This window comes from Candidatus Poribacteria bacterium (assembly GCA_026706025.1).
Taxonomy (GTDB): domain Bacteria; phylum Poribacteria; class WGA-4E; order WGA-4E; family WGA-3G; genus WGA-3G.
In genome coordinates, this window is sequence record JAPOZO010000063.1 from 206866 (window position 1) to 232786 (window position 25921).

The 25921-nt window shown below is 46.9% G+C and carries 16 protein-coding genes; 3 read left to right on the plus strand and 13 right to left on the minus strand.

Annotated elements, in window-relative coordinates:
• Positions 1-7: 7 nt before the first annotated feature.
• Together OXH00_15775 and OXH00_15780 are read left to right on the plus strand one after the other, a co-directional pair.
• A complete protein-coding gene (locus tag OXH00_15775; protein ID MCY3742474.1) occupies positions 8-856 on the plus strand; it encodes a hypothetical protein in 849 nt (282 codons plus the stop codon).
• 77 nt (positions 857-933) lie between these two features.
• A complete protein-coding gene (locus OXH00_15780; GenBank protein ID MCY3742475.1) occupies positions 934-1689 on the plus strand; it encodes a LamG domain-containing protein in 756 nt (251 codons plus the stop codon).
• 69 nt (positions 1690-1758) lie between these two features.
• Here the strand turns inward: OXH00_15780 and pbpC are convergent, their stop codons facing one another.
• The 5 genes from pbpC to OXH00_15805 all read right to left on the minus strand — a co-directional run bounded on the left by pbpC (position 1759) and on the right by OXH00_15805 (position 13638).
• Entirely contained in the window at positions 1759-4299 is a 2541-nt protein-coding gene (pbpC, locus tag OXH00_15785; protein ID MCY3742476.1) for a penicillin-binding protein 1C, read from the minus strand.
• Between the two features lie 155 nt (positions 4300-4454).
• On the minus strand, positions 4455-10139 hold the full coding sequence (locus OXH00_15790) for an alpha-2-macroglobulin (GenBank protein MCY3742477.1): 5685 nt from the start codon (positions 10137-10139) through the stop codon (positions 4455-4457).
• A 368-nt stretch (positions 10140-10507) separates the two neighbouring features.
• Entirely contained in the window at positions 10508-11746 is a 1239-nt protein-coding gene (locus OXH00_15795) for a hypothetical protein (protein ID MCY3742478.1), read from the minus strand.
• Between the two features lie 511 nt (positions 11747-12257).
• A complete protein-coding gene (locus OXH00_15800; protein MCY3742479.1) occupies positions 12258-12824 on the minus strand; it encodes an RRXRR domain-containing protein in 567 nt (188 codons plus the stop codon).
• Positions 12825-13062: 238 nt separating this feature from the next.
• Positions 13063-13638, minus strand: a complete 576-nt coding sequence (locus OXH00_15805; GenBank protein ID MCY3742480.1) for a cytochrome P460 family protein — start codon at positions 13636-13638, stop codon at positions 13063-13065.
• A gap of 538 nt (positions 13639-14176) precedes the next feature.
• Between OXH00_15805 and ftsY the strand changes: the two genes are divergently transcribed.
• Complete coding sequence (gene ftsY, locus OXH00_15810) at positions 14177-15172, plus strand: signal recognition particle-docking protein FtsY (GenBank protein ID MCY3742481.1); 996 nt, start codon at positions 14177-14179, stop codon at positions 15170-15172.
• A gap of 83 nt (positions 15173-15255) precedes the next feature.
• Here the strand turns inward: ftsY and OXH00_15815 are convergent, their stop codons facing one another.
• From OXH00_15815 to OXH00_15850, 8 genes are all read right to left on the minus strand, one after another.
• Positions 15256-15870, minus strand: coding sequence for a sigma-70 family RNA polymerase sigma factor (locus OXH00_15815; protein MCY3742482.1), 615 nt, complete (start codon positions 15868-15870; stop codon positions 15256-15258).
• Between the two features lie 83 nt (positions 15871-15953).
• Positions 15954-16832, minus strand: coding sequence for a MarR family transcriptional regulator (locus OXH00_15820; GenBank protein ID MCY3742483.1), 879 nt, complete (start codon positions 16830-16832; stop codon positions 15954-15956).
• A gap of 260 nt (positions 16833-17092) precedes the next feature.
• The gene (locus tag OXH00_15825) at positions 17093-18826 is read right to left on the minus strand and encodes an ABC-F family ATP-binding cassette domain-containing protein (GenBank protein MCY3742484.1); all 1734 of its coding nucleotides are present in this window, start codon (positions 18824-18826) and stop codon (positions 17093-17095) included.
• An 85-nt stretch (positions 18827-18911) separates the two neighbouring features.
• Positions 18912-19856, minus strand: a complete 945-nt coding sequence (locus tag OXH00_15830) for a homoserine kinase (protein MCY3742485.1) — start codon at positions 19854-19856, stop codon at positions 18912-18914.
• 18 nt (positions 19857-19874) lie between these two features.
• A complete protein-coding gene (locus tag OXH00_15835; protein ID MCY3742486.1) occupies positions 19875-20408 on the minus strand; it encodes a tetratricopeptide repeat protein in 534 nt (177 codons plus the stop codon).
• A 50-nt stretch (positions 20409-20458) separates the two neighbouring features.
• Complete coding sequence (locus tag OXH00_15840; GenBank protein MCY3742487.1) at positions 20459-21913, minus strand: hypothetical protein; 1455 nt, start codon at positions 21911-21913, stop codon at positions 20459-20461.
• 209 nt (positions 21914-22122) lie between these two features.
• Positions 22123-23382 (minus strand): serine hydrolase, encoded by a 1260-nt coding sequence (locus tag OXH00_15845; GenBank protein MCY3742488.1) that lies wholly within the window; start codon positions 23380-23382, stop codon positions 22123-22125.
• 39 nt (positions 23383-23421) lie between these two features.
• A complete protein-coding gene (locus OXH00_15850) occupies positions 23422-25890 on the minus strand; it encodes a WD40 repeat domain-containing protein (GenBank protein MCY3742489.1) in 2469 nt (822 codons plus the stop codon).
• Between the last annotated feature and the right edge of the window lie 31 nt (positions 25891-25921).

Genomic DNA, 25921 nt, shown 5'->3' on the forward strand with positions numbered 1-25921 from the left:
GAAAGCAGTGAAAAGACTGGTTACTCTTTTTTTTCTCACAGCTTTGATTTCTACTCAGGTTGAAGCCAATTTCAATTTCGCACTTCACACGGACGCGCATCCGTGGGCGCGTGAAGATGCCAAGGGCGCACAACAGGAAATTGATAACTTAATCAAAATTCTTAAAGGAGTAAACTTGGAGGTTTTTGAACCAAAAGATATTGACGGGTTGGCGACTTGGGTTAAAGCACATACCGATGGTGGTGGAAATACCTTGATTCTGACAGGTATCACCCCTTCAACGATCTATCCACCCGACAACGCGAAACCTGATGGTTCGATTCTCGAAGAGTTTCTGGATGCCGGTAATACGATTTTCAATACGGGTGAATATACCTTTTATACATCGGAAGGCCCCGCAGAAACGAACGGACAAAATGGATTACCCAATATCATTGATGTTCCAGAAGCCTTCGTGTGGCAGGCCAGAGGCCCGGACGCTTGGCAGCCCAATCCAGTTGAAATGACTCCGACACAGGAGGGCAAAGACCATATACCAAGTCTGAAAAAGTATAATACCTCTTATCCGTTCCACATAGAGGATTACGAGAAAACGCCATGGAAGTTAGAGATCGCGCTCGCTGAAAATAAGGATGAAGATTATCGGGTTGACCCTGCTGTGATATTCAACGAAGACACCGGGGGCCGCCTCGGTATCTTCCTTCAGGTCTATGTCGGCGATGTCCCACATCCCGGGGTTTCATGGAGCGATATTATGGGTGAATTCATTGTTAACTACTATGTGCCAGAGGTTCTATCCGTTGAACCGATCGGTAAATTAACCACTACTTGGGGAGAGTTAAAGTCCCCATATTGAAAAATTGGAGGAAAATGAGGTGTTGCCCCTGATAGCATGCGAATAATGTTTTTTAGGTGGTTTCCCTCAAAAAAAAGATGAGACAATTTGTTTGTTTTTTCGCAGTAGCAGTATTCTTGATAAGTTGTCTGCTCGCGCATGCAGCGGATCCAGACAAAGATTTACTAATCTACATACCTTTTGATGAAGGAGAGGGAAATAAGGCAGGCGATGTCGGACCTAACGGTTTCACAGGCGACATCAAGAACGCGAAATGGGTAGAGGGGGTCGTCGGGCAAGCACTCCATTTTAACAATGGAAGCGTTAACTTTGATCCGCTCAAAATTGATCAACCGAAAGAAATGACGATTGAGTTTTGGTTCAAACCCGACGAGAAAATTGAGGGTGGTAACCGTATTGATCTGCTATATCGTTTGAATGGTGGCGGACGACCGCATATTACGTTCAACCGTGGCGGCATTTTGTTCGGCTTCTATTTTGCAACGCAAGGCGTAGAATTGCCGATACACACGACTTATGATGTGTTTGAACCGGAGTGGTACTACTTTGTCGGGTCACAGAGCAAACAGATCGCATGGATGTATATTAACGGAGAGCTTGATGCCGAGGCGAAAGCCGGTGGAGATGCACGTATGGATTTCGGAACCCAAGGGATGTGCATCGCAGCGAGTCAAGGCAACGGCAATTTCTTCAACGGTGTCATTGATGAATTTAAGATGTGGAGTGTTGCTCTCACAGCGGAGGAGGTCAAAGCCAACATGGAAAAAGCCCTCGCTGTGGAAGCGGATGGCAAATTAACGACAACTTGGGGCAAACTCAAGTCGGATTTATAGTCGTCAACGGTCAGTAATCAGTAAAGAAAATATCTGTAAGCTTACGTCTTTACTGACGGCTGATAGCCATTAAAAAACTGAAATGTGGAGGGGACGACTTGCTGAACGCCCCTCCGCATCCACACAAGTAATCACGTGTTCCCCTTTGATAGGGGTCAACCAGTACGGCTGTTCAGCATTCCCCTTAAAAATCAATTCACCATCCAGAAACCAGAATAACTCCTGTGTCCGATTGGACGCTGAGGCTGACAATTGTATTTTTTGCTGCGCTAATGGGACCCCATCGCGTATGTAGTACACAGTATCTTCTGTGGGAGATAGGATGACCGGGGCAGTCCCTGCAATTGTGCCTGTACACAAGGGGTTGTGTGCTGGGAGCACTGGCATAGCAAATCCATTTTTTGCAAGCCAAGTCGCTGCCTCGGCGGGCCATTCTTCAAATATTTTCGTCTGTAGGTTTGTGTCATGTTGGCGAGACGCGTCTTGAGAATGGTTTTCTCCTGTTGTCGGCAGGTTCCGGCAGTGGGAACAGAGACTGTATCCGGTAACTTCATCGACATAGATGCGTTTGTGAATCACGCAGGCTTTAACAGGTGAAATACCGGGGATATATACATCGTTTTTACGAGTGGGACAGTGTGGTGAAGGAGGCGCACCTGTGAGTGCACAGACCTCTCGCGTTTTGAGTTGTTCAGGTGTTGTATACCAACGGTGTGTATCTTGTCCTGTGAGTGCTGTGAAGAGTGCGAACAGAACAGGCGTTGCTGCGTCTGTGCCGCTCAACATCGGAGCACCTTTTCCGTCAAAATTGCCGAGCCACACACCGATTGTTAATTTCGGTGAATACCCGATACACCACGCGTCCCGATGTCCATAAGAGGTACCAGTTTTCCATGCAATCTTCGGTAGATTCATGGTCATTTCAAAGGCTTCTGGATTTTTAACAGTGTTGACCGGTAGTTGTGAGGTTGTTAGCATCTCCGTTATAATGAAACTCGTCTCTTCTCGGAGTAAACGTTGTGAATAGGCTTTAGCCTTCAGCCATCGGGAACCTTCAGCAAGAAGATTTTCTGATTGATGACCACTGATAACTATTTGGTAAGGCGCGAATTCTCCCATATTTGCCAGCCCCGCGTAAAGTGTTGTCAACTCCAGCAGATTCACTTCGCAGCCACCGAGAACCATGGAGAGTCCATACTTTTTGCCGGATGCGAGTGTAGAGATACCTGCTCGTTTCAGAAAAGCGTGCAGGGTTCTATTTTTCAGCCGCGCATGAAGATTCACAGCGGGGACATTGAGGGAGCGAGCAAGTGCCTGACGAGCCGTAACGTAGCCATTATAGGTGCTATCATAGTTCACCGGTTCATATCCCTTGTATGTAACAGGAACATCAAAGAGCAGTGTTTCTGGTGTAATCAAGCCTTGTTCGATGCCAAGGGCGTAGACGAAAGGTTTAAGTGTGGAACCTGGAGAACGCGGGGCGAGTGTGCCGTTTATCTGACCCAATGCACGCTGATCGAAAAAATCGTGAGAACCTACCATTGCCAAGACTTGGCGGCTTTGGGTGTCCATAACGACGATGGCACCTGTGCTTGCGGTATGGGGTTGCAAGCGGCGGGAGTCTGCGATTCCAGCAGCGGACGCATTCAGGTATTCGCGAAGGATACGCACTGCCGTTTCTTGTACCTTCGCGTCTATTGTCGTGTATATCCTGCCATCTGCTGCCCCTTTCCAGTAACGGGTGGGGCCCCTGGTTTCTGTGTTCCATCGGTTTCCCTTAACCAATAGGCGTGAGAGATGTGGTGCTTTGAATGGGAGCGGGTAACGTTTTGTCGGTATAGGTTCTCGCAATGCCTCTTGCCACTGCTGTTCGGAAATCTGTCCGCGTGCGCGGAGGCGGTCCAGGACTTTTGCTCGCGCATGCCGGGCATTTTCTGGAAATCTGTCTGGACGTAAACGTTCTGGCGCGTTCGGAATGGCAGCAAGGAGAGCCGCCTCACCGAGACTTATTGCGTGCTGCGGTTTGTTGAAATAAAATCGGGACGCTGCCCCTGTTCCAACGATATTCCCACCGTAGGGAAGCATGTTAAAGTAAAAGTTTAGGATATCAGGTTTAGAATACGCCAGTTCAAGTTGGATTGCACGGAACATTTCAATCAGTTTGCTCGGAACAGTTCGTGCTTTCGGTTCCATCAGTCGGGCAAGCTGCATGGTGATGGTTGAGCCGCCGCGCACAACCTCTCCTGCTTTGACATTATCATAGAGGGCGGTTGCCATAGACACCGGATTGATCCCGCAGTGGTAGTAAAACCATCTGTCCTCCGCTGTTAGCATTGCTTCGTGTAGCCAAGGGCTTTCAGTTTTCGGTTTTCGGTTATCAGTTGAAGAGGGATCCTGCTCGACCAAATCACCTCTTAACTGATGACTGATGACTGATGACTGATGGCTAAAGCGCCACATACCATCCTCAGCTAAAAACGCGCGAAGCCATTCTCCGTTCCGATCTAAGACAATCCGAGAGGGTGGTGGGTGGAGACGTGCTTTGGGCAGCGGGAAACACCAATTCATGATCGTAAACAGGACAATAATAGAGAGAGGCAAAGTAGCCATCAGGCGAATAGTTATCCGTTGTCGGTACGATTTTTTCTCCGAAAAAATCTTTCGGTTTTCAGTTAAAGAGGTTTGCTGTTGCTTGAACAGTAGTTTTAACTGCGAGAAGAATCCTCTTAACTGATAACTGATAACTGATAACTGACAACTATTTTTCATTGCTCTGCAACCACTTGGATACTCATACTACCCGTTACAGCAGATTTTGTCGGATCGTACATCGCTTCTGCTGCGATGGGTGGTAAAGTAAAGTCACCTTGTGTGACAGCCCTTAGCGCGTAATAGAATTTACGTTCGCGTTGGCGCGGGAACGTCCCGAAGAAGATAAGACGATCATCGCGAATGTCAATATAATCGGGTTTGAAACCTTGCGCTTTCAGCCATGGAATGCCTGCTCGGGACTCCAGACGCGGGTTCTCAATCTCAAAACCTGTTGGTAACATATCGACCACGACGACATTTTCCAGATTCGCCGTCAGGGCTTTAACTGTTATCTCCGCGACGATTAAGTCGCCGTGTACAAATGTGCCCGTGAGACTTTCACCATCTTTGTTAAAATATCGACGACGTACCTGTAATTCACGTTCATATTCTTCAATGAAGGAGTCGCGTTGGATACCAAACGCACTCCAGTAATAGTAGCAACTCCCTTCGCCTTTGACGGTGAGTTGTATGCGTGCACCGTCCCATGCTTCATCGGTATAGCGCGTCTCGGTCGCGTCAAAATCTGCGAAGTGTTCACCGTTGAGTTTGAGAGTGCCACTGTAATTCCGATCTGCCTGTTTCTTCATAATTTTACCGAGAGCAAGGAACGCAAAGGCATTATCTTGTGTTGTCCGCCATCGGTTTCCGTCGGAGGCTGCCTCACTCAGATTCTTAACGAGCATCGGAATAGATGGATGGTTTTCGTTAACTTCAGCAAGCACGTCCAACATAATCGCTTGGGCACGAATAGGTGAGTTAAATGTCCCCCCGGTTTCCCATCCCGGGTTGCTTTTACCATTAAAACTTGGCGATACCGATACAGGTAACATGGAAAGAGCAGTTTCCAGTTCGCCGCTGAGGGCAAACGCCCCAGCAAGTTGAAAGTGACTATAATCACTGAGACTGCTGGCACCCCTGTTTTTTAGATAGTGCATCGTACCACGGTCGGGTTGTCCAGCAGCTGCCAAGACATAGGACGCATAGGTTGCGAGCGCGATGTTTGCTTTTACCTGTTTAGCATTATTGTTGCCTTCTATGTCGGGTGAAAATTTTGCCCGTGTACTTAAACCTTCCAGCATCGCATCGTAAACACGGTCTGCTACCTCGTACCCGGCTTTTCGGGCTTCAACGAGAAAATGGGACGCGTAGATACTGCTCCACGGATTCACGTAAGTGCCGCCGGGCCAGTATGAAAAGTTATTGTTCGACATCAGCATACTTTCAAGTTTCGTGATACCCGATGTGATGTAGTAGTCCACCGAATCTTCTGCTGCCAGCATCGGTTCGACACTTCGCGCCAAATCGCTGAAATAGAGCAAGGGGAAAACCTTACTTGTTGTCTGCTCCAGACATCCGTGTGGGTAGCGGACAAGATAGCGGAGGCTATCCGAAAACGCAATATTGGGAAACGGTGATAGTGTCAAACTAAACTCCGACGAGTTTGCTATTAGGTTTGCGGGGAGAATAAAATCAACCGATTTACCCGCATGTACCACCCCGTGCCCTGTTTTTGTGACCGGTGGTGCCACAGATCGCAGCGGCAGTTTCACGTCTATTTGCGTTGTTTCAGTGTTCCCTTCTGCGGATAGATTAAAATCTACTTTTCCTATTGCATCCTGAGCACGAATGTCGAAAAAGACTTGTGCCTCTGTGCCTGCCTCAACTTTTTTATCAACGCTGAGTTCATGCAGCAGCGGTTCCGTTTTTGACGGTTGTGATGGATTTTCTGGGGTCTTCTCAGTCATCGTATCAGAAGGATTGATGGCACTCGCTGACAGTAGTTGCACGTCCCCTGATGCTTGCAATTTGACGGTGAATTCTCCATCCGCACCTGTGCCGTTAAAAAGGGTGACTGGGACACGGATCTTATCACCGCCTGCGAGGAATCGTGGGAAAGTCGGTGTTAGGACAATAGGTTCGCGGACAGTCAAGTAGGCTGCCGTCGCGCCGTAATCTGCTCCGGCGAGAGCGACTGCCATCAACCTCAATTTCCCATTGAACTGTGGAATCTTGAATTGGACAGTCCCGCGTCCATTTCCATCGGTTTGTACGAATCCTGACCAAAGTGAAACCGGTTTTACGCGCCTGATACTGCTCGTATTCAGCCGCTTCCTTCCCAATCCGCGTGCGCTTGCTCCATCACCGCCCGTACTTGAGTTGTCGGTGACATCCGCGATTTCAGGTAGAATCCCACTATACAGATCAAAGGCGCGCGTCTTCAACCCGCGTTGTTGATAGAAAAAGTCGTGAGGGTTAGGTGTTTGGAAGTCGGTTAATGCGAGGATTCCCTCATCAACAGCTGCTATACAGACATCATATTTCTGCCAGGAGCGTCTGCCGTGGACCTCGAACGCGATGTTTATTTCGCTGTTTGGATGAACAACAGTTTCAGATTCGCTATCGGGAACCATCAGCCCTCGGTTATCGGTAAGAGGTGTTCGTTCTTGCTGATTGCTATCAGGCTTGAGCGACATTTCAATTGAGAGTCGTCTCCGCGTTGCATCTATTTTCAAAGGTATCACACCAAACGCGCGTGCCGGGAGAAGCGATTTGTTGTCTGGTTGTGAGCCCGTATCCGTCGGGACAGCTCGCGTCAGGGTTGCTGAGAGGTAGACGTTCGGTTTGTAACCTTCACGGACCGGAATTGACAAAGTTGCTGTATTTTCCTTTATTACTATTGTTCGGTGACTGAGCACCCGTTCTCGTTCGACAGTGAGCAGAAGCGTCCCTGGGAAGGGTGCCTTAATATTCAGTTTTGCTGTCTGTCCTGGACGATAGGCGGGCTTATCAAGCACCAAGTCTAATCGGGTAGGATGCTCCATAGAGACTGAAGTGTTGCGCCATCCACTCACGTAGAACCCTATTTCCGCTGCTGCCGTTGATTCGATGTCCTCAAGGCGAACGCGATATTCACCATAGCCCGTAGGGGTAAATGTCGCTGTTTTCGGTGTTTCTGCTGAAGTGAGTGCGTGTGTTTTCACCTCTGTCATTTGTGGTTCGGAGACGTACTCGTAACGTCCTGCGGCGTTCTGCCGAAGTATTGTATTCCAATGAAGTTTGTGGAGGCTGAGTTTTAAGGCTCTACCGGGTATAACTGCCATTGTATCGTCAACGGCTACGTAATCAAAGCGAAGCGGTTGGTTAATTTTGACCGCTCCGGTAGTTGTCCGCCGAATCCCTGCATAATGTGAGTACGGATGGATAACAACTCGGTGTGAAGCAGTGACAGCTCTGCCGCCGACCTCACTGACGGTTGCTGTTAGAATCCCGTTGAGTAAAGAAGGTGCTTTCAACGTTGCCGGAACAGTAAATTGGTAACGTGCTTTGCCCTCTGCATCGGTTTTGGCTTCTCCTAATTCAATCCGTTGGGTCTCAAATTGCTTGGTATTGCCGAAGACGAAGGAACGCCATTTTGTTGCATCTGTACCTGGTGGTAAGGTATCGTCAGAAACGGCAAACGGGACTGCTGCCAGTTGACATGAAACCTGAACTTTCCGTCCTACGGCTGGGGGACCGAACAGATTCATTGCATTTACTTCAATGTTAAGTTCGTCTCCAAGTTTATAAGAAGATTTATCAACACTTATGGCAACTTTCATTCGGTCTGGCATGAATTCCTCAACCTGAAATTGCACGCTTCCAACGACTCGATCGGCAATTTGCATCTTAGCAATATAGTTCCCTGTTAGCGCGTAGTCAGGAATCGGGATTTTCACTTCACAGGCACCACTTTTGTTAGTTTGCTGCCTTAATTCTCGTATGATTCTGCCATCTGGTGCGAGGATTTTGATGCGGGTGGGGAGCGGTTCAGGTGTTTTCTGCTTTGGTCCCCGAACGATGCCAGCAAGCTGAACAGTCTCACCTGGACGATAGACCCCCCTACTGGTATAGAGGAACGCTTCATAGCCTTTTTGCAAGTAAGCAGGGCCGGCAATGTCAAAGTCTGCTGTTGCAATTTCATGCCTGTCTAATTGGATAAAGGCGAGATCGTCACGTTTCGCGACCGTAATCATAAATGGTATGAAATCTTTTGTTTTTTCTGCAATCTCAGTGAATTCCGCAAATCCTGCCCAGTTGGTTGTACCGCTGAGCAGCGTCTGGTTGTTGGCACTGATGAGTTGCACACGCGCTGCTGGTACGGGGGTGCCAGTAGCAATGGATTTCACCCAAACGTATAAATTATCGCCCGCGCGTTTCGCACTGATTCCCAAATCTGTGATGAGCACCCATTGATGTGCTCTGTCCCACTGCCTATCGGCGTTTTGTGCCACAACCTTGAAAATACCGACATGTTCATCCGCGAGATAGTCCTCTAAGGAGATGGGTGTCGTTACCTCTTCGTTCAATTGAGGGGGTATATCAAGTACTTCCGAGTGAATAGGTTTACCTAAATTCCGACTCCATCGGCTCCATTTGTCTAATCTTGATACATAGATGAGGTTGTTCGCAAAAACTTTCTCAATATTGAGCTTTACACCTTTAACGTTAATCGTTGTGAGTCCAAGATTTAGATGTCCTTTTCTTGCGAGAAAGAAGCCGTCACCAAGGAACCGCAGCTGCGGTCGAATGTCTGGAATTTTGAACCGCGTCATATAGTCCCCTTTTAAAACTGCGTCGTTTCGTGCTGTCAAACCGCGCCGAATTTTCAGGGTGTAAGTGGTACGTCGTTTAAAATTACCGTGGATTCTAATGTTCCGATAATTGGATGTCACTTGATAGTCGACTGCAGGTGTAACTTCAAGATAAGGTTCAAGCGTATCGCTGAGTACTGGCGCGTTAAAACTGACTGAAATATAAGGGGTCCCGTCACTTTCTCGAACGTCTGAATATGTTACACCGAGGGTTCCTCTACCACGCAGTATTACCGGTGTAACGTTTGCTTTTTCCAGACCGATTTCCCCTCCTGTACATTTAAATCCCTTTTCAATCTTGACTTTTATTTCTTGGTTTACGTCGCTGCGTTTTATCCGTTTCGTCTCGAATGTTATTGTCCGCGCTGTCACCGTGTCGGTTTGAATCTGATACGGAATTTCTGTTCCATCATCTAATTCAATAGAGAGATGCGCCTTTAAATCGGCGGTCGTTACTGGATAATTAAATGTGATTGTGCCGAAACCTATTGCGTGTTCACGGGATTCGTCAGTGTTAAATTCCATGCGTGTCTGCTGAACTGCGAAAGGTTCTGTGGCGAATTTAAACTCTTTTTGCCCGGTGAGCTGGAATACTTCAGATGGATTGATTTCGGATGTGAGTTTGACAGTATATTGTGCGGCGGGTGCTAAAGGGGCATCTAAAAAGAAACCTATTCTATCAGGTGCTATCCAGCGAGCAGTGCCTTGAACGGCTGGTGTAAACCGAAGGGCTTCCGTTGGGACTTCGGTCCCGACACGCGATTTATCAACGATTCCCTCGGAAAAGGTAATCGAAAAATCGGTCCGTTCGGGGACTTCTCCTTGTGGCTCGAAAGTGTTGACGCTGTATCGTGTCTTGGTGCTCATGTTCCCCCGCACAATGTAGAGCAGGCAGGCACCAAGGAGGAGCGTCATCAATCCTATGACCCCGATTAAACTTTTTAGTAGCAAATTTCGGTTTCCAGGCTCCGCCGAAAGATTTTTGGAAAGTTTGGAAAACACCATGAGAAGTGCCTCCTTTACTTTACGGTTTTGTCCTTATCGGTTTTCTTGTTTGGAACGGTTTAAGGACTATTTGTAGAGAAATCTTCTGTTTAAAACGTTTTTTATCTACTCCGATAGGTTTAACGAATATAGTAGGAAAAAGATACTGGATAGGTTAAGCAATTTTCATGCCAAAGTTTTGGGGGCTTTGTGCTAAGCGTTTAAGAAGCGATAGTCGGATTTAGGCAGGGTTCAAGCGCGTGAGAAAAAGATGAGGAAAGTGTCTTTAAGTGGCGTTATGTGTAAATATAAACACATAGGAACGGATATGGGGATCCGTTCCTATGTGTAAGTTTCTGGTGTGGTTTCAGGTCAAACTGTATTAATCTTCAGAACCAAAATCGTGACATCAAAATAATCTGGTCTGTACCCTGAAGTTGGCGTAATGTGCCTTTATCTTGGATAGTTTCATCCTCGCCACGGTCAGCATTTGTAAGGTTTGCCCAGTAAAACAGTGAGATCGCCCCGTTTTCCATAAAATTGTATTGGGCACTGAGTGTCACCCGCTGGCTTGCGTCCCCTTTAAGTGTTCTATCTGGATCGAACAATCCGTATCGACCTGCGATGGTGAGCTGGGGCAGGAGTCGGTATTTTGCACCGACGTAATAACCTTTTGAGTTGATGTCATCCGATGCGAAAGAGGATATCGCGCTACTGTTCCCAAAATTGAACTCTCCTTCTATACTCAAACCCGCGTAGGATGCGGTGAGAAAGGCACCGATAAGGCGTTCCCAGTCTTCACCGGGTTTTTCGAGGATGCCAGAAATGCCAGCTCTGACGGGTCCGAGTTGCGCACCAAGTGTGCCGAGTCCGCCTTTCGCTGCAGCGTTATCGGCGTTAAAGAAGGCTGCATTGTAAAAAACTTTACCTGCATTTCCACCCAGTTCAACCCCGACATCCCGTTTGTTAGAACCGAGACCATATCCTTCCCGAACAAGTATGTTGTGATCCTTCTGTTTAATGGCGAACGGGAGACGGAATTGCCCAACTTTGACATAGAGGTATTTCGGGATAGCATCTACCGTTGCAAACGCATTCATCGTTGTTCCAGCATTATTAGAAAGCGTAAGTCTGATGTGTTCTGAGGCTTGGGCATTGAAGGTTACTTCTGCTTGCATCAATAGGAATCTGTCAATAGAGGAATGGCATGAATTGCAGCTGGCTATCGCATTTTGCTCTGCGTCAACATGTGTTGTTTTGATGAATGCGGTCTGGAAATCAAGCGATGTGGTGAGTTGTTTAACAACCTCTTTGGCTTCTTCAGTCACAGCTTCCATGTCGAAATCTTCGGGGAATTCAAAATAGTTCTCTTCAAAAATTTCACCGATACGGTTCCGGGGACCACCGCCTGCGGGGTCGAGGTGACAAAAGCTACACTCTTTCTCAAGTTCGGTTGCAAACTCAGGACGTGCTTCTGTATCAGTCGTTAAGAAAAAACTGAGCGCGATACAGACTATGAATGCGAACCGTAGCAACGATAGCGAGACACGGGACATATTCAAATGTTTTAATCGTGAGGTGGTGTGGCTGAAGTGCCGCACACAGTTATTATAATGTGTGTTCAACATTTTCTTCAGATTGGAATCTCCATGCTTTAGCTTGAAGAGGAAAATCTGCCTTTATATATCGAAAGTGAGTTGGAGTGCTAAGTTATTCTGTTCCACTTTCGGTTGTTTAGACACGAGGTCGTATCTAAAGTTAAGTCTGGTTAATATTTTACAATCCTCTAACTTTGCAGAAAGGATTAGTCTTTTACCACCTTGTATAGGTTGTAAAGATAAACCGCCTTTTTGGTAGCCACACACTGCTGCTATACCGTGTTTGACATGCTTCACAAGAGTGTTCTTTACTACACCGAGACACATTGTACCTCCAAATCGTGGTCTTTTACCACCTTTCTGTGGTAATTGTCTATGTAGTTGTCGTCTCTTAATCTGTAAAGGTGATATACAGAATATATCTGTATTATCCACAGTTGGTTCACCGCCAATCACATGATATGCCAGGCACCAGCTATCCACACAATGTGTCTCAAAAGATTTGGCAGTCCTATCAGATGATTTTTTCAAACCAAGACTATCACGTATAGACTTTGTTTCGTAGCCTTGTATAGTTAAGTAACTGCCACATCTTTTCAACCTCACCATAGAACCAGTTTTTACCCACTTCAAGCGGACTAAACGACTGGTTCCATTTTTTAGCACCTTCCCAGGGACTCGCCTTAATATCTTCTACGCATATATGTGTGACCGGATAGAGTTTATCGAGCCAGTTAAGTATGCGCAGTTTCCAGTCCCACCTGGCACGAGTTCCAGCGGGTATGCGTTCTTTATTAGCAAGACGGTTCGTGCGGTTTTTTCTGTTAGGACACTTTCGTGAACGCCTACCACGCCTTAACTCTCTGCGATTCTTGACCTTCTTCGCAGTATGAGTATGTGCATCCGCCTGAACATTCAGATATGTATGGGACTCAGATTTGACGGTGAAACCCTCTTTCTGACTACCAGGATCCACACCCACACATATCTCCTGCGTCCATTCTTTACTTTGATAATTCAGACGTATACAAAATATACCGTTGTCCCAGTAAGGCGTTGCCTGACCTGACTTAATCATCATAGCAGCGCGCGTTTCTGTTGTAGGCATTAACCGTTTACCCTCTTTACTCTTTACAGGAACGAAATTCATCGTAAACTCCCTTGCGGGCTATATGTTTCCCCATTGAGATCACAATACAGAGAGGAATCAGACTTGAGGAGCATCCGAAACATCTTGTTGTGTGCCACCACAAGCATTGCGATATATTACTCTATTCAGCGTCTCACGTTGTTAGGGTCCCAGCTGGCTGCCGATATTCTAACAATCTCCAGCCTTTAGGCTGAAGTCACTGAAGTTCTGTGAAAACATAATCAATGTCTTCAACTCGGGTGTGGCAGCCCCAACACACACCGTCTTTAGCAATGACGGTGAAGTCAGCATCCGGTGCGTTTCGGACATATTCGATGAACTCCCAATCGTTGTGATCAGGGTCTACGCCTGCTTTCTTCCGCATAATCGCGATGAGTCCCACATAATCCTTACCGGGACGATTTGCTTCCTTTACAACGATACTACCATCCGGGTATGGGAACTGCTGTTCGCCGTTTGGTGCGATGTCTTCCCGTGTTTTGTTGACATAAACGTTTTTGGTGCCGTTGTGTGGGTCCCCGCCAGGGACGGGAGGGATAGGTTCAGCGTTTAATTTGAGCCATTGTGTATAGCCTGCCACATCATCAGGTAAGCCGGGAAGTGCGACTACTGGTTCTTCAGGTTGGACAGGTTCTTCTGTCGTCTCAGGTTTTTCTTCTTCTTGCTGTTCAATGAGTTCTTCCAACTGTTTTTCGGCACACGCACTGAGAAGTAGACAGCTTATCAGTATTATTGCGAGGCAAGATAGCAGGTTTCGTGTTTGCGTTTTCATTAGAATACCCTCGATTTTTTGTATATGATTTGTTATATTGCGTTGGCGAGGTTTTGCCCAAGCCAATTTCTATAAGGATATGTTTTTATAGTGAATCGTAAAAATAAAGGGACACTTGCATCCCCCAGTAGGTTCGGTTTTGCGGTGTACTCACCCAAATTTGGTTTCCCACACGCGGAGCCCCAATTTTGCTTCGCAGTGAGAATGCTTATATTTCCGATCTGCATTCCTAACCGAACCGGCATAGGGTGTCCTATTAATTCTAAACTTTACTATAATACTCCAAAATGTAATACAAGGACAAATCGTCCTTTACCGGAATTTAGTATAAGACAAAATAGCAAACATTTCAAGGAAATTTGTAATTTGTATGTGTCCTATCTTTTTCCAGTAAGAAACGAGGACGTGGATATTTCGTTGACCATTGATAACTAATTTTAGTTTGCCTTTCTGGTTGTTGTTACAGTATCATATGGATGTAGAAAATTCAGATGCGGCTGCTGAAGCCACAAATACAATAAAAGAAAAAGGAGAGATAATGCTCAGAAATTTGTTTAAAGGTAGTGATGAAAGCCGCGAAGCATCCGACGTTGGAGGTAAGCAAGAGAACTGGTTTAATCGGCTCAAGTCCGGTTTAGCAAAAACTCGGAGCCAGTTGATGTCGCAGTTATCAGGGCTCTTGCGGATGGGTAGAAAGATTGACGAGGACCTGATGGAGGAAATCGAGGAGATTTTGATCCAAGCAGATGTCGGTGTTGATACGACGTTGATGCTAATGGATAACGTGAGGGAGAGAGTAAAAGCGGAGGGATTAAGTGATTCTTCGGAATTGGAATCGGTCATAAAATCGGAAATTCTGAAGCTGCTTGGTGAAGATATGCCGCTGGACGTTAAAGATGAAAGACCGTACACAATTTTAGTGCTTGGTGTGAATGGTGCCGGAAAAACGACGACTATCGGTAAACTTGCGAGTCGTTTTATCACGGATGGGCGGCGCGTGCTTGTCGCCGCGGGGGATACATTTCGCGCTGCAGCGGAAGATCAGCTCGCCATCTGGTGTGAGCGGGCGGGTGCCGAACTGATTCGCGGTGGAGAGAATGCCGAACCTGCTGCTGTCGTCTTTGATGCAATTCACGCAGCGAAGCATCGCAATGCAGATGTGCTAATTGTGGATACTGCTGGGCGGCTACATACCAAAAAGCCGTTGATGGATGAGTTAGCGAAAATCGGACGTGTGATGGGACGAGCGCATGCTGGGGCACCACATGAAGTACTCCTCGTCGTTGATGGGACAGTAGGTCAGAATGCTTTGATGCAAGCGAAGATTTTCAACGAGGCGGTACCAATTACCGGTGTCGCTGTTACGAAACTTGATGGGACAGCGAAAGGCGGTATTGTCATTGGGGTGAATGCTGAGATTGGCGCGCCGGTCAAACTCATAGGGATTGGTGAGAAACTTGACGATTTGAGGGATTTCACAGGGGCAGATTTCGTTGAAGCACTCTTTGCAGCAGAAGAAACCACGGACATATAGTTTACGGTCTTGTGCTTCTATCCGTGCGCCTGCCTACATGGCGGGAGTATGCGCGCTGGAGAAGCGCGCATACAGAAACTTTTTTAGGAATCTGCTTCTTGTAGGTAAGGACGTAGATGTTTCCGAAGATTGCGATGGGCGTGAAGCAGATGTGCCTTGACTGTGCCATCAGATCTACCAACGACTGCCGCAATATCTTTAAGCGAGAGTCCGTCCCAATGTCGCAGAATGAAGATTTGCCGTTGCTTTGGCGGGAGCCGGCGGACGGCTTTCCGGATGTGGGTTCTCAACTCTTTATTCTCAACCGCTTTTGCTGGCGACTCTGCCCGAGGGTCGGGGATGTTTGCCATCGGCAATTCTCCCGATTCATCGGAATCATACAGGAGCACTTCTGATCTCGCTTTTTTCCTTAAGAAATCGATACAGAGATTCACTGTGATTCGATAAAGCCAGCTATAAAACTGGCACTGGCTCTTAAAATCACCTAAGCCTTGGTAGGCGCGTATGAATGCGTCTTGCGTGAGATCCAAGGCATCTTCTCGGTTTGAGATAAAGCGTTGCACCAAGCGATAGGTGCGTTTCTGGTAGCGGGTAAAGAGCGCATCAAACGCGGCGGTGTCGCCTTGTTGAAATCGCTCAATTAGTTCGGTATCATTATAACACTCTGGAGGAAGGCTTTCGGGGCTTTGGGACTGCATGTTCTCCTCTTAAGCGTCATCGGCCGGAAAAGTGGTTTCTGGTTCCAAACCAGAAACTCTGGTGGCCATTGACAAAATAGTAGTCACTGGTTCGTTTGTTTATAAACACTACAAAACCAACGTTTATATCTTTGACTATCCTGAACCATCTGTTGTAGAAGTGTTAATTCTTCGTCTTCTTCAGCATGTGGCGCGGTCTCGAGTAAGGCAATCAGTTCCTCGTAGACGACGTTGTCTTCATGGGCAAGTGCTGAGAGTAGCACCTCCATATTTTCACCACGGCCGAGTAGATTCAACAGTCGGTTCGTATGACGAATTTCCTCGGAGGCGGCTTGGTTTAAGTACGCTGTGAGTTCGTGTTCATTCTGCTTTTCTGCGATTTGCGCGAGAATCAATCGCATCCCGACAAGTTTCAGTTTTGCCTGTGCGAGTTCGTCCAAGTCGGCTTTAAACCGTTTTTGGAGATGATCCGCATCGCGAGGGTGTAACTGCGCATAACTTGGCCATATAGGCTTCGCCATCACCTGTTTCAACCGTTTCAGGCTTTCAATCAGATTTTCACGTTCTTGCGTGGATAGCTGCCCAAAAGTACTTTGCCAAAAATCTGCCGCGTGTTCTACACCCTCTCGGAAAAGTTCTTCAGATTGCGGCGTGAGTTTAATCCGAGCGCGTCTCCGGTCCTTATCACATTTACGACGGATTACCCAACCATGTCGTTCCAGACGACTCACTAACCCAGATGTTGTGTTATGGGCAAGACCCAAGTGCTCACCGAGTTCACTCACTGACATACCAGCATCCCGACCATACCAATGTAGATGTTGTAGGGCGTTAAACTGGACAATCGTCAGGCGATTCGGGACAACTTCTTGAATGAATCTTGATTTGACAGCCGCTTGCGCATGACGCATCACACGCATTACGACATCAATCTCGTTATGGAATTCTTGGTCTTTAGACATTTTGGGTATCGTTAAAATATAGATTAATAGTAAGTATGAGTGCTAACTATTAAAACGGGCAAGTCGAAAGAGACTTGCGATGAAAAATAATATATCCCATATCGGATATATTTTCCGTCGTATACGATATAATAATTATACGCCCGTTTTGCCCAAATGTCAAATTAAAATACAAAAAATATTCAATTTTGGCATCTTTTTTAGCCAAAACTACGTATTTCGGGAAAATTATACGCATTTTTCGGAGAATTAACGTTTTTTTAGTTGCTGCCGACGAGACGTTGTGCTTTTATCTTTCGCTTTCGCTTCGATCTCGACTTACTTTTCTGCGGAGATGTTTGTGGCGGTTGTAATTCTTGAATATTTTCGCTCGGTTGTTGATTTTCTTTCCCTTCTTGTTGCTGTGCTATGTACTCGGCGTAGTTGCCTTCAAAAAGGTTCGCGGTGCCGCCAGGGGTTCCATCGAAAATCAGTAGTTTCGTCGCGAGGTTGTTCAGGAGATAGCGATCATGCGAAATAATAAATAGCGTTGCTGGATATTCCGCTAATGCTGCTTCTAATGCCTCGCGCGCCGGTATGTCAAGGTGGTTCGTCGGTTCATCAAGTAAAAGCACGTTGGCGTTTGCTAATAGCAACTTGGCGAGAAGTATACGGCTTTGCTCACCGCCGCTCAGGTTCCCGATCCGTTTGAAAACATCATCACCGGAGAATAAAAACTTACCTAAGAAACTCCGTATCTCGCCTTGTGTCTGCTGTGGACGCAGCTCCCAGATTTCGTCAATGATCTCGTTATCGGGGTTGAGCCCCTGCAGTTCTTGCGTGTAGTATCCAAACTTCAGGGTGGGACCTACCCACATTTCACCTTCTGTAGCGGGTTCCTCTCCGAGAATCATACGGAAAAGCGTCGTTTTTCCCGTGCCGTTTGCCCCGACAATTCCGACAACATCGCGACGGTACACCTCAAAATTCAGGTCTGTGAATATCGACTTTTCGCCGAATGATTTGCCGACATCTTTGCATCGGAGAATGTCGTTTCCGCCGCGGGTTTCAGGTGTAAAATTGAGTTTAAGCGTTGGCGCATCTGGCTTAGGTTTTTCGACTCTCTCCAATCGCTCCAATTTTTTCCGTCTACCTTGTGCTTCTCGGGTGCGTTGTCCGGCGATGTTACGGCGAATGAAATCTTCTTCGTGCTCAATGAATGCTTGTTGTTTTTTGAACGCTCGTGCGCCGACTAATTGCTCAACTTTTTTCGTTTCAACGTACTTGGAATAGTTCCCGCGATAAATTGTTATCCTATGTTCCGCGAGTTCCCATACTTTGCGGACAACCTTATCCAAAAAATACCGGTCGTGGGAGACGACAAGGACGGCACCGTTGTATTCGGTATTGAGATAATTTTCGAGCCACTCGATCCCTTTAATATCAAGGTGATTTGTCGGTTCATCGAAAAGCAGTAGGTCCGGTGCTTCAAGGAGAAGTTTTGCGAGTGTTGCCCGGCTTTTCTGGCCGCCACTCAATACACGAATTGGTAGATTAAAATCCAGTTCAGCGAAACCTAAACCGCCGAGGATTCGGTTAATCTGGTGTTCGTAGTCGTAACCACCGAGCCGTTCATGTTGTTCCTGAATCCGGGCATATTCTGCTAAGAGATGCGGTGACTCCTGTGTCTCCATTTCCTCCGCTAACAGGAGCATTTTGTCTTCAAGCGCGCGCCTTTTTTCAAAAACCTTAAGCATTTCTTGCCTTAACGTGCAGTCGCGCGAGAGGTCCGGTTCTTGGCTGAGATATCCGATACGCAACCCCTTCGCGGACACGACTTTACCCTTAAAATTGGCAAGCATACCGTTTATAATTTTAATTAACGTTGTTTTTCCGGTTCCGTTACGGCCAATTAACCCAATTCTGTCGCCATGCTCAATTGCGACCGAAATATTGTCGAGAATTAAGTCTGGATCGTAGAGTTTGGTGACGTTTTCTAATCGTATTAAAGACATTTTTTAATTTTACCTTGCGGCGGAACTTCAGATGCTTAGACTTTAACGTGCGTTCCTCTTACACTGCGATAATGTAATGTTAATTCTAAAATCGACCATAAAGGTCCGACTGATGACGCTTAAATTGAGTGCTACGGGTTATCATTTCCTGATACGTATTCGCGCGCTGCGCGTCAGGGCGGCGGATATTAAATTGTCTAAATCGCCAAAACGCTATGGAAAGTGCGGCGTAGTGAACGAAGCAATCCAAATGCTGCCATTCGCTTTCTGTCATGGGGCGCATCGCGTTGTAAGCGTCCAGAAATCTCTGTACAGTCTTTAAGTTCAGTTGGTGTTCCGGTGTATAGCAGCACCCAATGATCGTCATTCCAACGTCAAGTAACAGTGTATCGTAGCAACCTTCTTCAAAATCAAGGATTGCCACCATCTTATCGCCATTGAAGAGGGTGTTGTCTAAAAATAAATCTCCGTGTAGAAGCCCCATCGGAAGTGGCGTATTGAGTTGCGATGCCATCGTTTCCAATTCCGATTTTAGCGATGCAATGAACGGGTGCGCCGCAAATTCTGTATCTTGCACTTCTTGGAAAAAGGGTCGCATCTGCGATATTCCCATCGCAAAGCGTGGAAGTTCTGCAATTGGTGGAACGCGATGCAGTTGCGCTAACGCCGTGCCGAGTTGCGCGAGTATTTTTGGGGTGGAAGAAGGTTGTGTTCCTCGTAGAAACGGATAGATCATCACGCTGCCAAACGTTTCATGAATCAGGGGCTGCTTCTCCTTGGTTAGAATCGGGTATACTGTCGGGTATGCGTGCTGGTGGAGCTGCGCCAAAAGCGCGATTTGCATGTTGAGTTCTGCGGGGTCTTTTTCGTCGCAAATTTTCAGCAGAAACTCGCCGGTTGTGGTTGTCAGTTTAAAATTACTATTCCCGAACCCACCGCGGATCTCCTCAAGTTTCAGTGATGTACCGATTGGGTATTGTGCAACGATGTGTGCAAGTTCTGTCGGTGAAAGGTTAGTATAACGTGCCATATCTTGTGCTGCGTAGCATCAATTTTGTTGATTCTTCTCTTCAGCAGTGTGTTCCAATTCTTGAAATTCGGGGGTGCTACGAATGCCCTCAAGTGCTGGATCCACTTTTGCCGAGGAGAGAGCCTCCTTGTCTATCCGAATCGCTTTACGCAAGGATGCAATGGATCGTGTTTTTTCTTCCTTGTGTAAATAGGCAACGGCAAGGTTATAATGCGCCTTCGCGAAATCGGCATCTAACTGCGTCGCGCGCTCCCACACTTGGATCGCTTTGTCGAGTTCTCCTTGATTGCCATAGACAACACCTAATGTAAAAAACGGCATTACCCACCCCGGTTCGTTCTGGATAGCTAAGTGGAGTTCCATGATAGCTTGGTCGAAATTGCCGTTCTGAGCAGATGTCATGCCCCAATTGTAGTGTGCGACAGCGACTGCGTTCGGTTCGGGTGCGTCCGTGTTTTGAGAATACGGTATCGCTTTCGGACCACACGCGGTAAAGTAGAAAGTTAACGCTATGATTAACAGTAGCGCGCGCCATTTATATAAAATAGTCATATTGTTTCCTCCATCCGTACATTACATTTTAGCAGAAGATCGGATTGAAATCAAGGGGTGCCTACTTTTTCAACATAAATGGCGTAGACCTTCGGATCTTCTGGACGAATCCCTGTGAAATTGAGTCGGATGCGGATTGCTTCTCTTCCTTTAACCCATTCACCGCCTTTCCACTTCACTTTTTCATGAAATCCTGATGTAAAAGGGAGACAGTCCTCTCTGGAATACCCTTCAAGTGATTGGAAACGTTCGTCTAAGATGTCAACTGTAACCTGACTGTACTCGGATAATCCATCAATATTTAGAGATACGCTGCAAGGCTGTCCTTGAAGGTCAATAGGTGCTGAAATTACGTGTGGAGGCTGTGCCGTTTTCCGAGCCATGTCTGCTGTTTGGAGATAGCCGAGCCGATCGCGCTGCCACGTTGCGATTCGGACACCGTTGCTCAGCTGCTCTGGCCATGGAGCATACCAGAAAAGCGTCTCATCACCGACATTTTCAAAGCCTTGTCCTTGCATCAGGGCGGCATGTTTGAAGTTCATCAGTGTCGGTAGATGTTCAAAGTCATCCTCCGCCGCTTCTACCATCTGAAAATCAGGAATCGGTTCTCGGTAATGAAGCGCATCGTTGCTGACAACCAAACCGAGATCCATTGTCACGTGCCGTCGGTCGTTGTTTTTGGGTCCGTGCCACTGGCCGTAGAAGCCGAGAATCACGTTCCCGCGATTCCATAACGCTGCACCGAGGTGTACCTGCTCACCTTGGTGTGCCCCGTATACGACAGGTCTTGGTGGAATGTTACCCCGTCTGAAACCTAAGCAGGAGGCTTCAATCCAGTGTTCAAAGTCGTAAGAGGCATATATTACCATCTGCCGTGTGGGACCTATATGGTTACCGCCGTGTGCAGTTAGATAGTAGCAACCGTTGAATTTTGTAAGACCGGACATCTCGCAGGAGGGTGGGTGCGGGTGTCGTTCGGCTTCGTGCCATCGGAGTCCGTCTTCGCTAAACATGACTGCGAATTTTGGGGTATATTTGGAGGTTTCAATAATGGCTTTAAACCGACGCGCAGGATCCGGATCATCGGGTTCATAATACACCACACACGCCTGAATATGGTACTGTCCACCTTGGATATCCACGAGATTGTTGCGGATCGAGCCGTTATATTCTACGAGTCCGAGTTCCGGTTTCTCCCAGTTATAACCATCACGGCTTTTTGCGAAGCACACCCGATGGTGCCAACTGTCGTCATCGCCCTGTGCTAAGTACCACATCCAGAGTTCGTCGCCAACACGATGAACAGATCCATAGTAGATAACACGGGAACTGTCGGGTGCACGGGAAGGCCCCGGATGTACCACAATTCGGGTCCGATCAACGCCTGCTCTGTAAGGCACGAGTTGTAACCGAACGCCGTGTTGAAACGGGATGCTGTAGTCGTCAAAAGGGAACAGCACGATTTGATCAGTACTTACGTGTTCGGGGTTGTTTTTGATAATCATATTAGTAGTTGTCAGTTGTCAGTTATCAGTTGTCAGTTAAAGAGGTTTCTGATGTACATCAAATGTTTTTTTTAAGTGGAAACTACTGTTCTATCCATTTTCAAATTGAAGGTAAATCCAGTTCGTAGTAGGGCAATTCATTGCCCGTTTCTGCGTGCCGTAAATTTTACGATTAAGAGCCTACCCTAAAATCCAAACTGGATGAAGCACTACTCTTTTACGATTGCAGCGTAGACGAGCGGTTTGACCCTTTCGCTCAGTTCGGAAAAAGGGATGTGCTGTGCAAGTGTGATGACTACCAATTCATCTCGCGGTGAGATCCAAAATTCGGTGCTCGCGCCGCCGATCCAACCGTATTCGCCAACTTGAGATGTAGGTATCCAATCTGTCTGTTGCACCCGCACCGAGACACCGAGTCCAAAACCGAGTCCAGCATAACGCTTATCCGGTTTTTTGTCGAGCGGTATCAGGTGTGCTGGTAAGTGGTTGCGTGTCATCAATTCCACGGATTCCGTTTTCATTAACCGTTTTCCAGCGAATGTACCTTTGCATGAGAGCATCAGACAGAACCGGGCAAAATCAGCAGCGGTGGAGACTAAACCACCACCCGCGGATAGGAATTTCGGCTTCTTTCTAAAACTTGTTTCAGATACATGACCGGTTCCACCCTCTGGTGCGTCAATAACCTGTAAACCACCTTCTGGTGTTGGGGCGTACATACCTGTGAGCCGATTAATTTTCTCCGCTGGGACATAGAATCCGGTGTCCACCATACCTAACGGTTGGAAAATTCGTTCAGCTAAAAATACATCGAAAGGCTGACCCGAAATCACCTCAATTAATCTACCCAAAACATCTGCAGCGATGCTGTAATGCCATTTCGTCCCCGGTTGATATAACAGTGGAATCCTACCGAGTCGCTCAACCATTTCTTGTAAGTTGCATTCGTGTAGGAGATGCAAACCTTCCTCTCGGTAGCGTTTATCTACCGCAGTTTGCCCTGCCATGTATCGGGCAGCACCGGGCAACCCTGCGGTGTGTCGCATCAAATCTATGACGGTCATATCCCGATCTGCTTCAATCAATGTGAATGTCTCGGCATCTGCCGCCGCTGCCACTTTTAATTCGCCCAATTCGGGTAGATACGTTGAAGCTGGAGCGTCCAGTTGTAATTTTCCATCCTCACAGAGCAGCATCACTGCAGCAGCAGCGATCGGCTTCGTCATTGAGTAGATGCGAAAGATTGTGTCTCTCTGCATCAGTTTGTTCGCCTCAATGTCCATCATACCATAAGCCTCAAGGTGTGCGATTCTCCCGCGCCTCGCCACAACAGTCACCGCGCCAGCGAGGTGTCCGTCATCAATAAACTGCTGCGCAGCAGTGGAGATACACGTAAGTCGCTTCGCTGAAAGTCCTACCGCGTGCGGTGTTGTGCTGAGTTTGGGAATTCCATCGTCTTTTAGTATCATCTTTGTTTTCTTTGTTGGTGAGGAGTTGATTGCATTTGTCTATTTGATTGGAACATTCCAGAAGAGGATAGTGCCAACAGGACTTCGGAAGTTACTGCCCCCATTCGTGCTTGCGAGTGTTTTTCCATCAGGTGCGAACGCCAATTTGTTAATATAACCTGCAGAGGATTTGAATGTAGTGAGGTGTTTGCCAGTGGATAGTTCCCACAAGCGAATTACACCACCTGCATCTCCGCTTGCGAGGATTGTGCTGTCTGGCGAGAATGCTAATTGATAGATGATGTATTCGTGTCCTTTGAGTGTTGAAATACGTTCTTGTCTGGCAAGATTCCACAAGGAGATGTTCTTATCTTCATTTCCCTCGCCGATGGCAAGGGTTTCCCCATCAGGTGCGAACGCCGCTGCATCTGCCGGAATGTTGAGTGTTACAATTTGCTCGCCGGTGTATGTATGCCACAAGCGTACGGCACTGTCATCACTGGTTACGAATGTTTTTCCATCGGAGGCAAACGCCAATATAATATCCCCCCACGTCACATCAACGATAGTGCACAACGGTTTGCCAGTGGAAATATCCCATACCGTAATCTTTTCCCCTTTCTTCCGATTTTGAAAATCGTGAAAAACAGCCAGTTTTCCACCTCTTGCGGTCAATGCAGCTAATCCCGAAAGGTATTGAACGAAGGTGGTTTTAGAACTTTTTGACATTCTTATCCTTCCATCCCTTGCTGCGCCCGGAATGTTGTGAATGTTAATTTTTTTCTTATTGGAAACATTCCACGTTTCAATGTTACCATCGCTTTCACTGATAAGGGTTGCATTGTCTATGCCAAAGGTTAATCCGTCAATAGGTTTGCCTGCACTCGATGTAAAGGTCGTGCGCGTGGAACCTGTATTTAGGTCCCAGAGTTGAATTTTACCACTTGTATCTCCGCTTGCAAGTGTTTTTCCATCGTGTGCAAATGCCAAGGTCGTGAACATTTTTGTATAGCCTGTAGTGAAAGTACGCAATTGTATGCTGGTTAGGGGCTTCCATACATTCACTGTGCCGTTTTTATCTATCACGGCAAGGATTGTGCCATCTGGAGAAATGGCAGCAAGGGTTGGTACCTCCCGCTGCTGAGCAGCAGAGCGTTTCGGCATGAGCGCAAACCGCTCTCGGACTGTATTAAGCGCGGTGATTTGAGAGCGTTTTGCAATATCCCATATTGCAAAGTTATTGTTCCTTATAACGGCGAATATCTTGCTATTACCAGCAAATTTCACATCTACCTCCCCATTGAACACGGCAATTTCAGTGCGGGTGGTGACATCCCATATTGCACAACCGCCGCTTCCGATAATAGCAAGGGTTTTTCCGTCTTCTGAAAATTTTATGTCCACATCCGACCAACGGGATTCATAAGGAGGCAGTGCTGCGAGTTGTTCTCCTGCAACAACGTCCCAAATTTCAGTTGGACCTTGGTGCGCTGACCAACCACCATTCAGATGATCTACCATCCGGTACTCACTTCTACTCACAAGTGTTTTCCCATTCGGTGCAAACTCTAACCCGGTCACCCATTTCACCCATGTTGTGGGCAATTCATTTGGAATCGGACGGGCATTACCCGGGCGGCGCACTCTATCTTGAATGGGCAAAGATAGTTCAGCGTCGGTAGATCCTGTAAATGTCCTTATCTGTTGGTGGGTGGATCCATCTTGTATGCTAATTGTGCCTTCTTTGTCTCCAACAGCAAATGCAAAAGTGGCACCACCAGTGAGATCAACGAAAGTATCTGTCGCAAGTTTCCATTTGTCGGGAGCAGCAGGACTATCCATCTGAAGCCAAGTCTTGTATTTGTCGAGTCCGGGTTTAGGCAGCTTTGGACTGTAAGTGACAAACTGTTCCTCGGTAGTAATGTCCCAAAGCCAGACTGTTCCGCTTGAATTCTGAATCACAAGTGCTTGGCTATCGGGTAAAAATTTAAACGAATTAAGTGGACCACCAAAGATGATAAATATTGACTGCGTTTTGTGATCGGGTAAGAATTTAAAAGATTCCACTTCATCAGCAGGGATAATAGTTGTTGACCATGTACCATCAGTTAAAAATTTAAATAACTGAGCCGGAGCGACAGGCATACTTATTGTAAGTAGGTGTTTACCCGTCTCGGTGTTCCATATTCGGATAGTATCATCATATCCACTGCTGGCAAGTGTCCTGCTATCCGGTGAAAATACCACCCGTGGGATAGTTTCCTCAACTTTATGCTTATATTCTCTACTAAAGAGTGCGATTTCATTGCTTGTGTTGACATCATAGAGCCATACGCCAGCGGAACTCGCAATTGCTAAGCGGGTGTTGTCGGGCGAAATCTGTATATCCGTTACAATACCTTTTCCGAGACGCGATTTAGCACCTTCTGGCAGCTCCCACTTTGTATAGTCTTGTGCAAGGGTGTTCGTTGGAGATAGCACTAAAAGGATGAGTAACGTCGGAAAAGTAAAAAATAAATTTATTTTCATCCTGTTGAATGTCTCAAGTTGATTACATTTG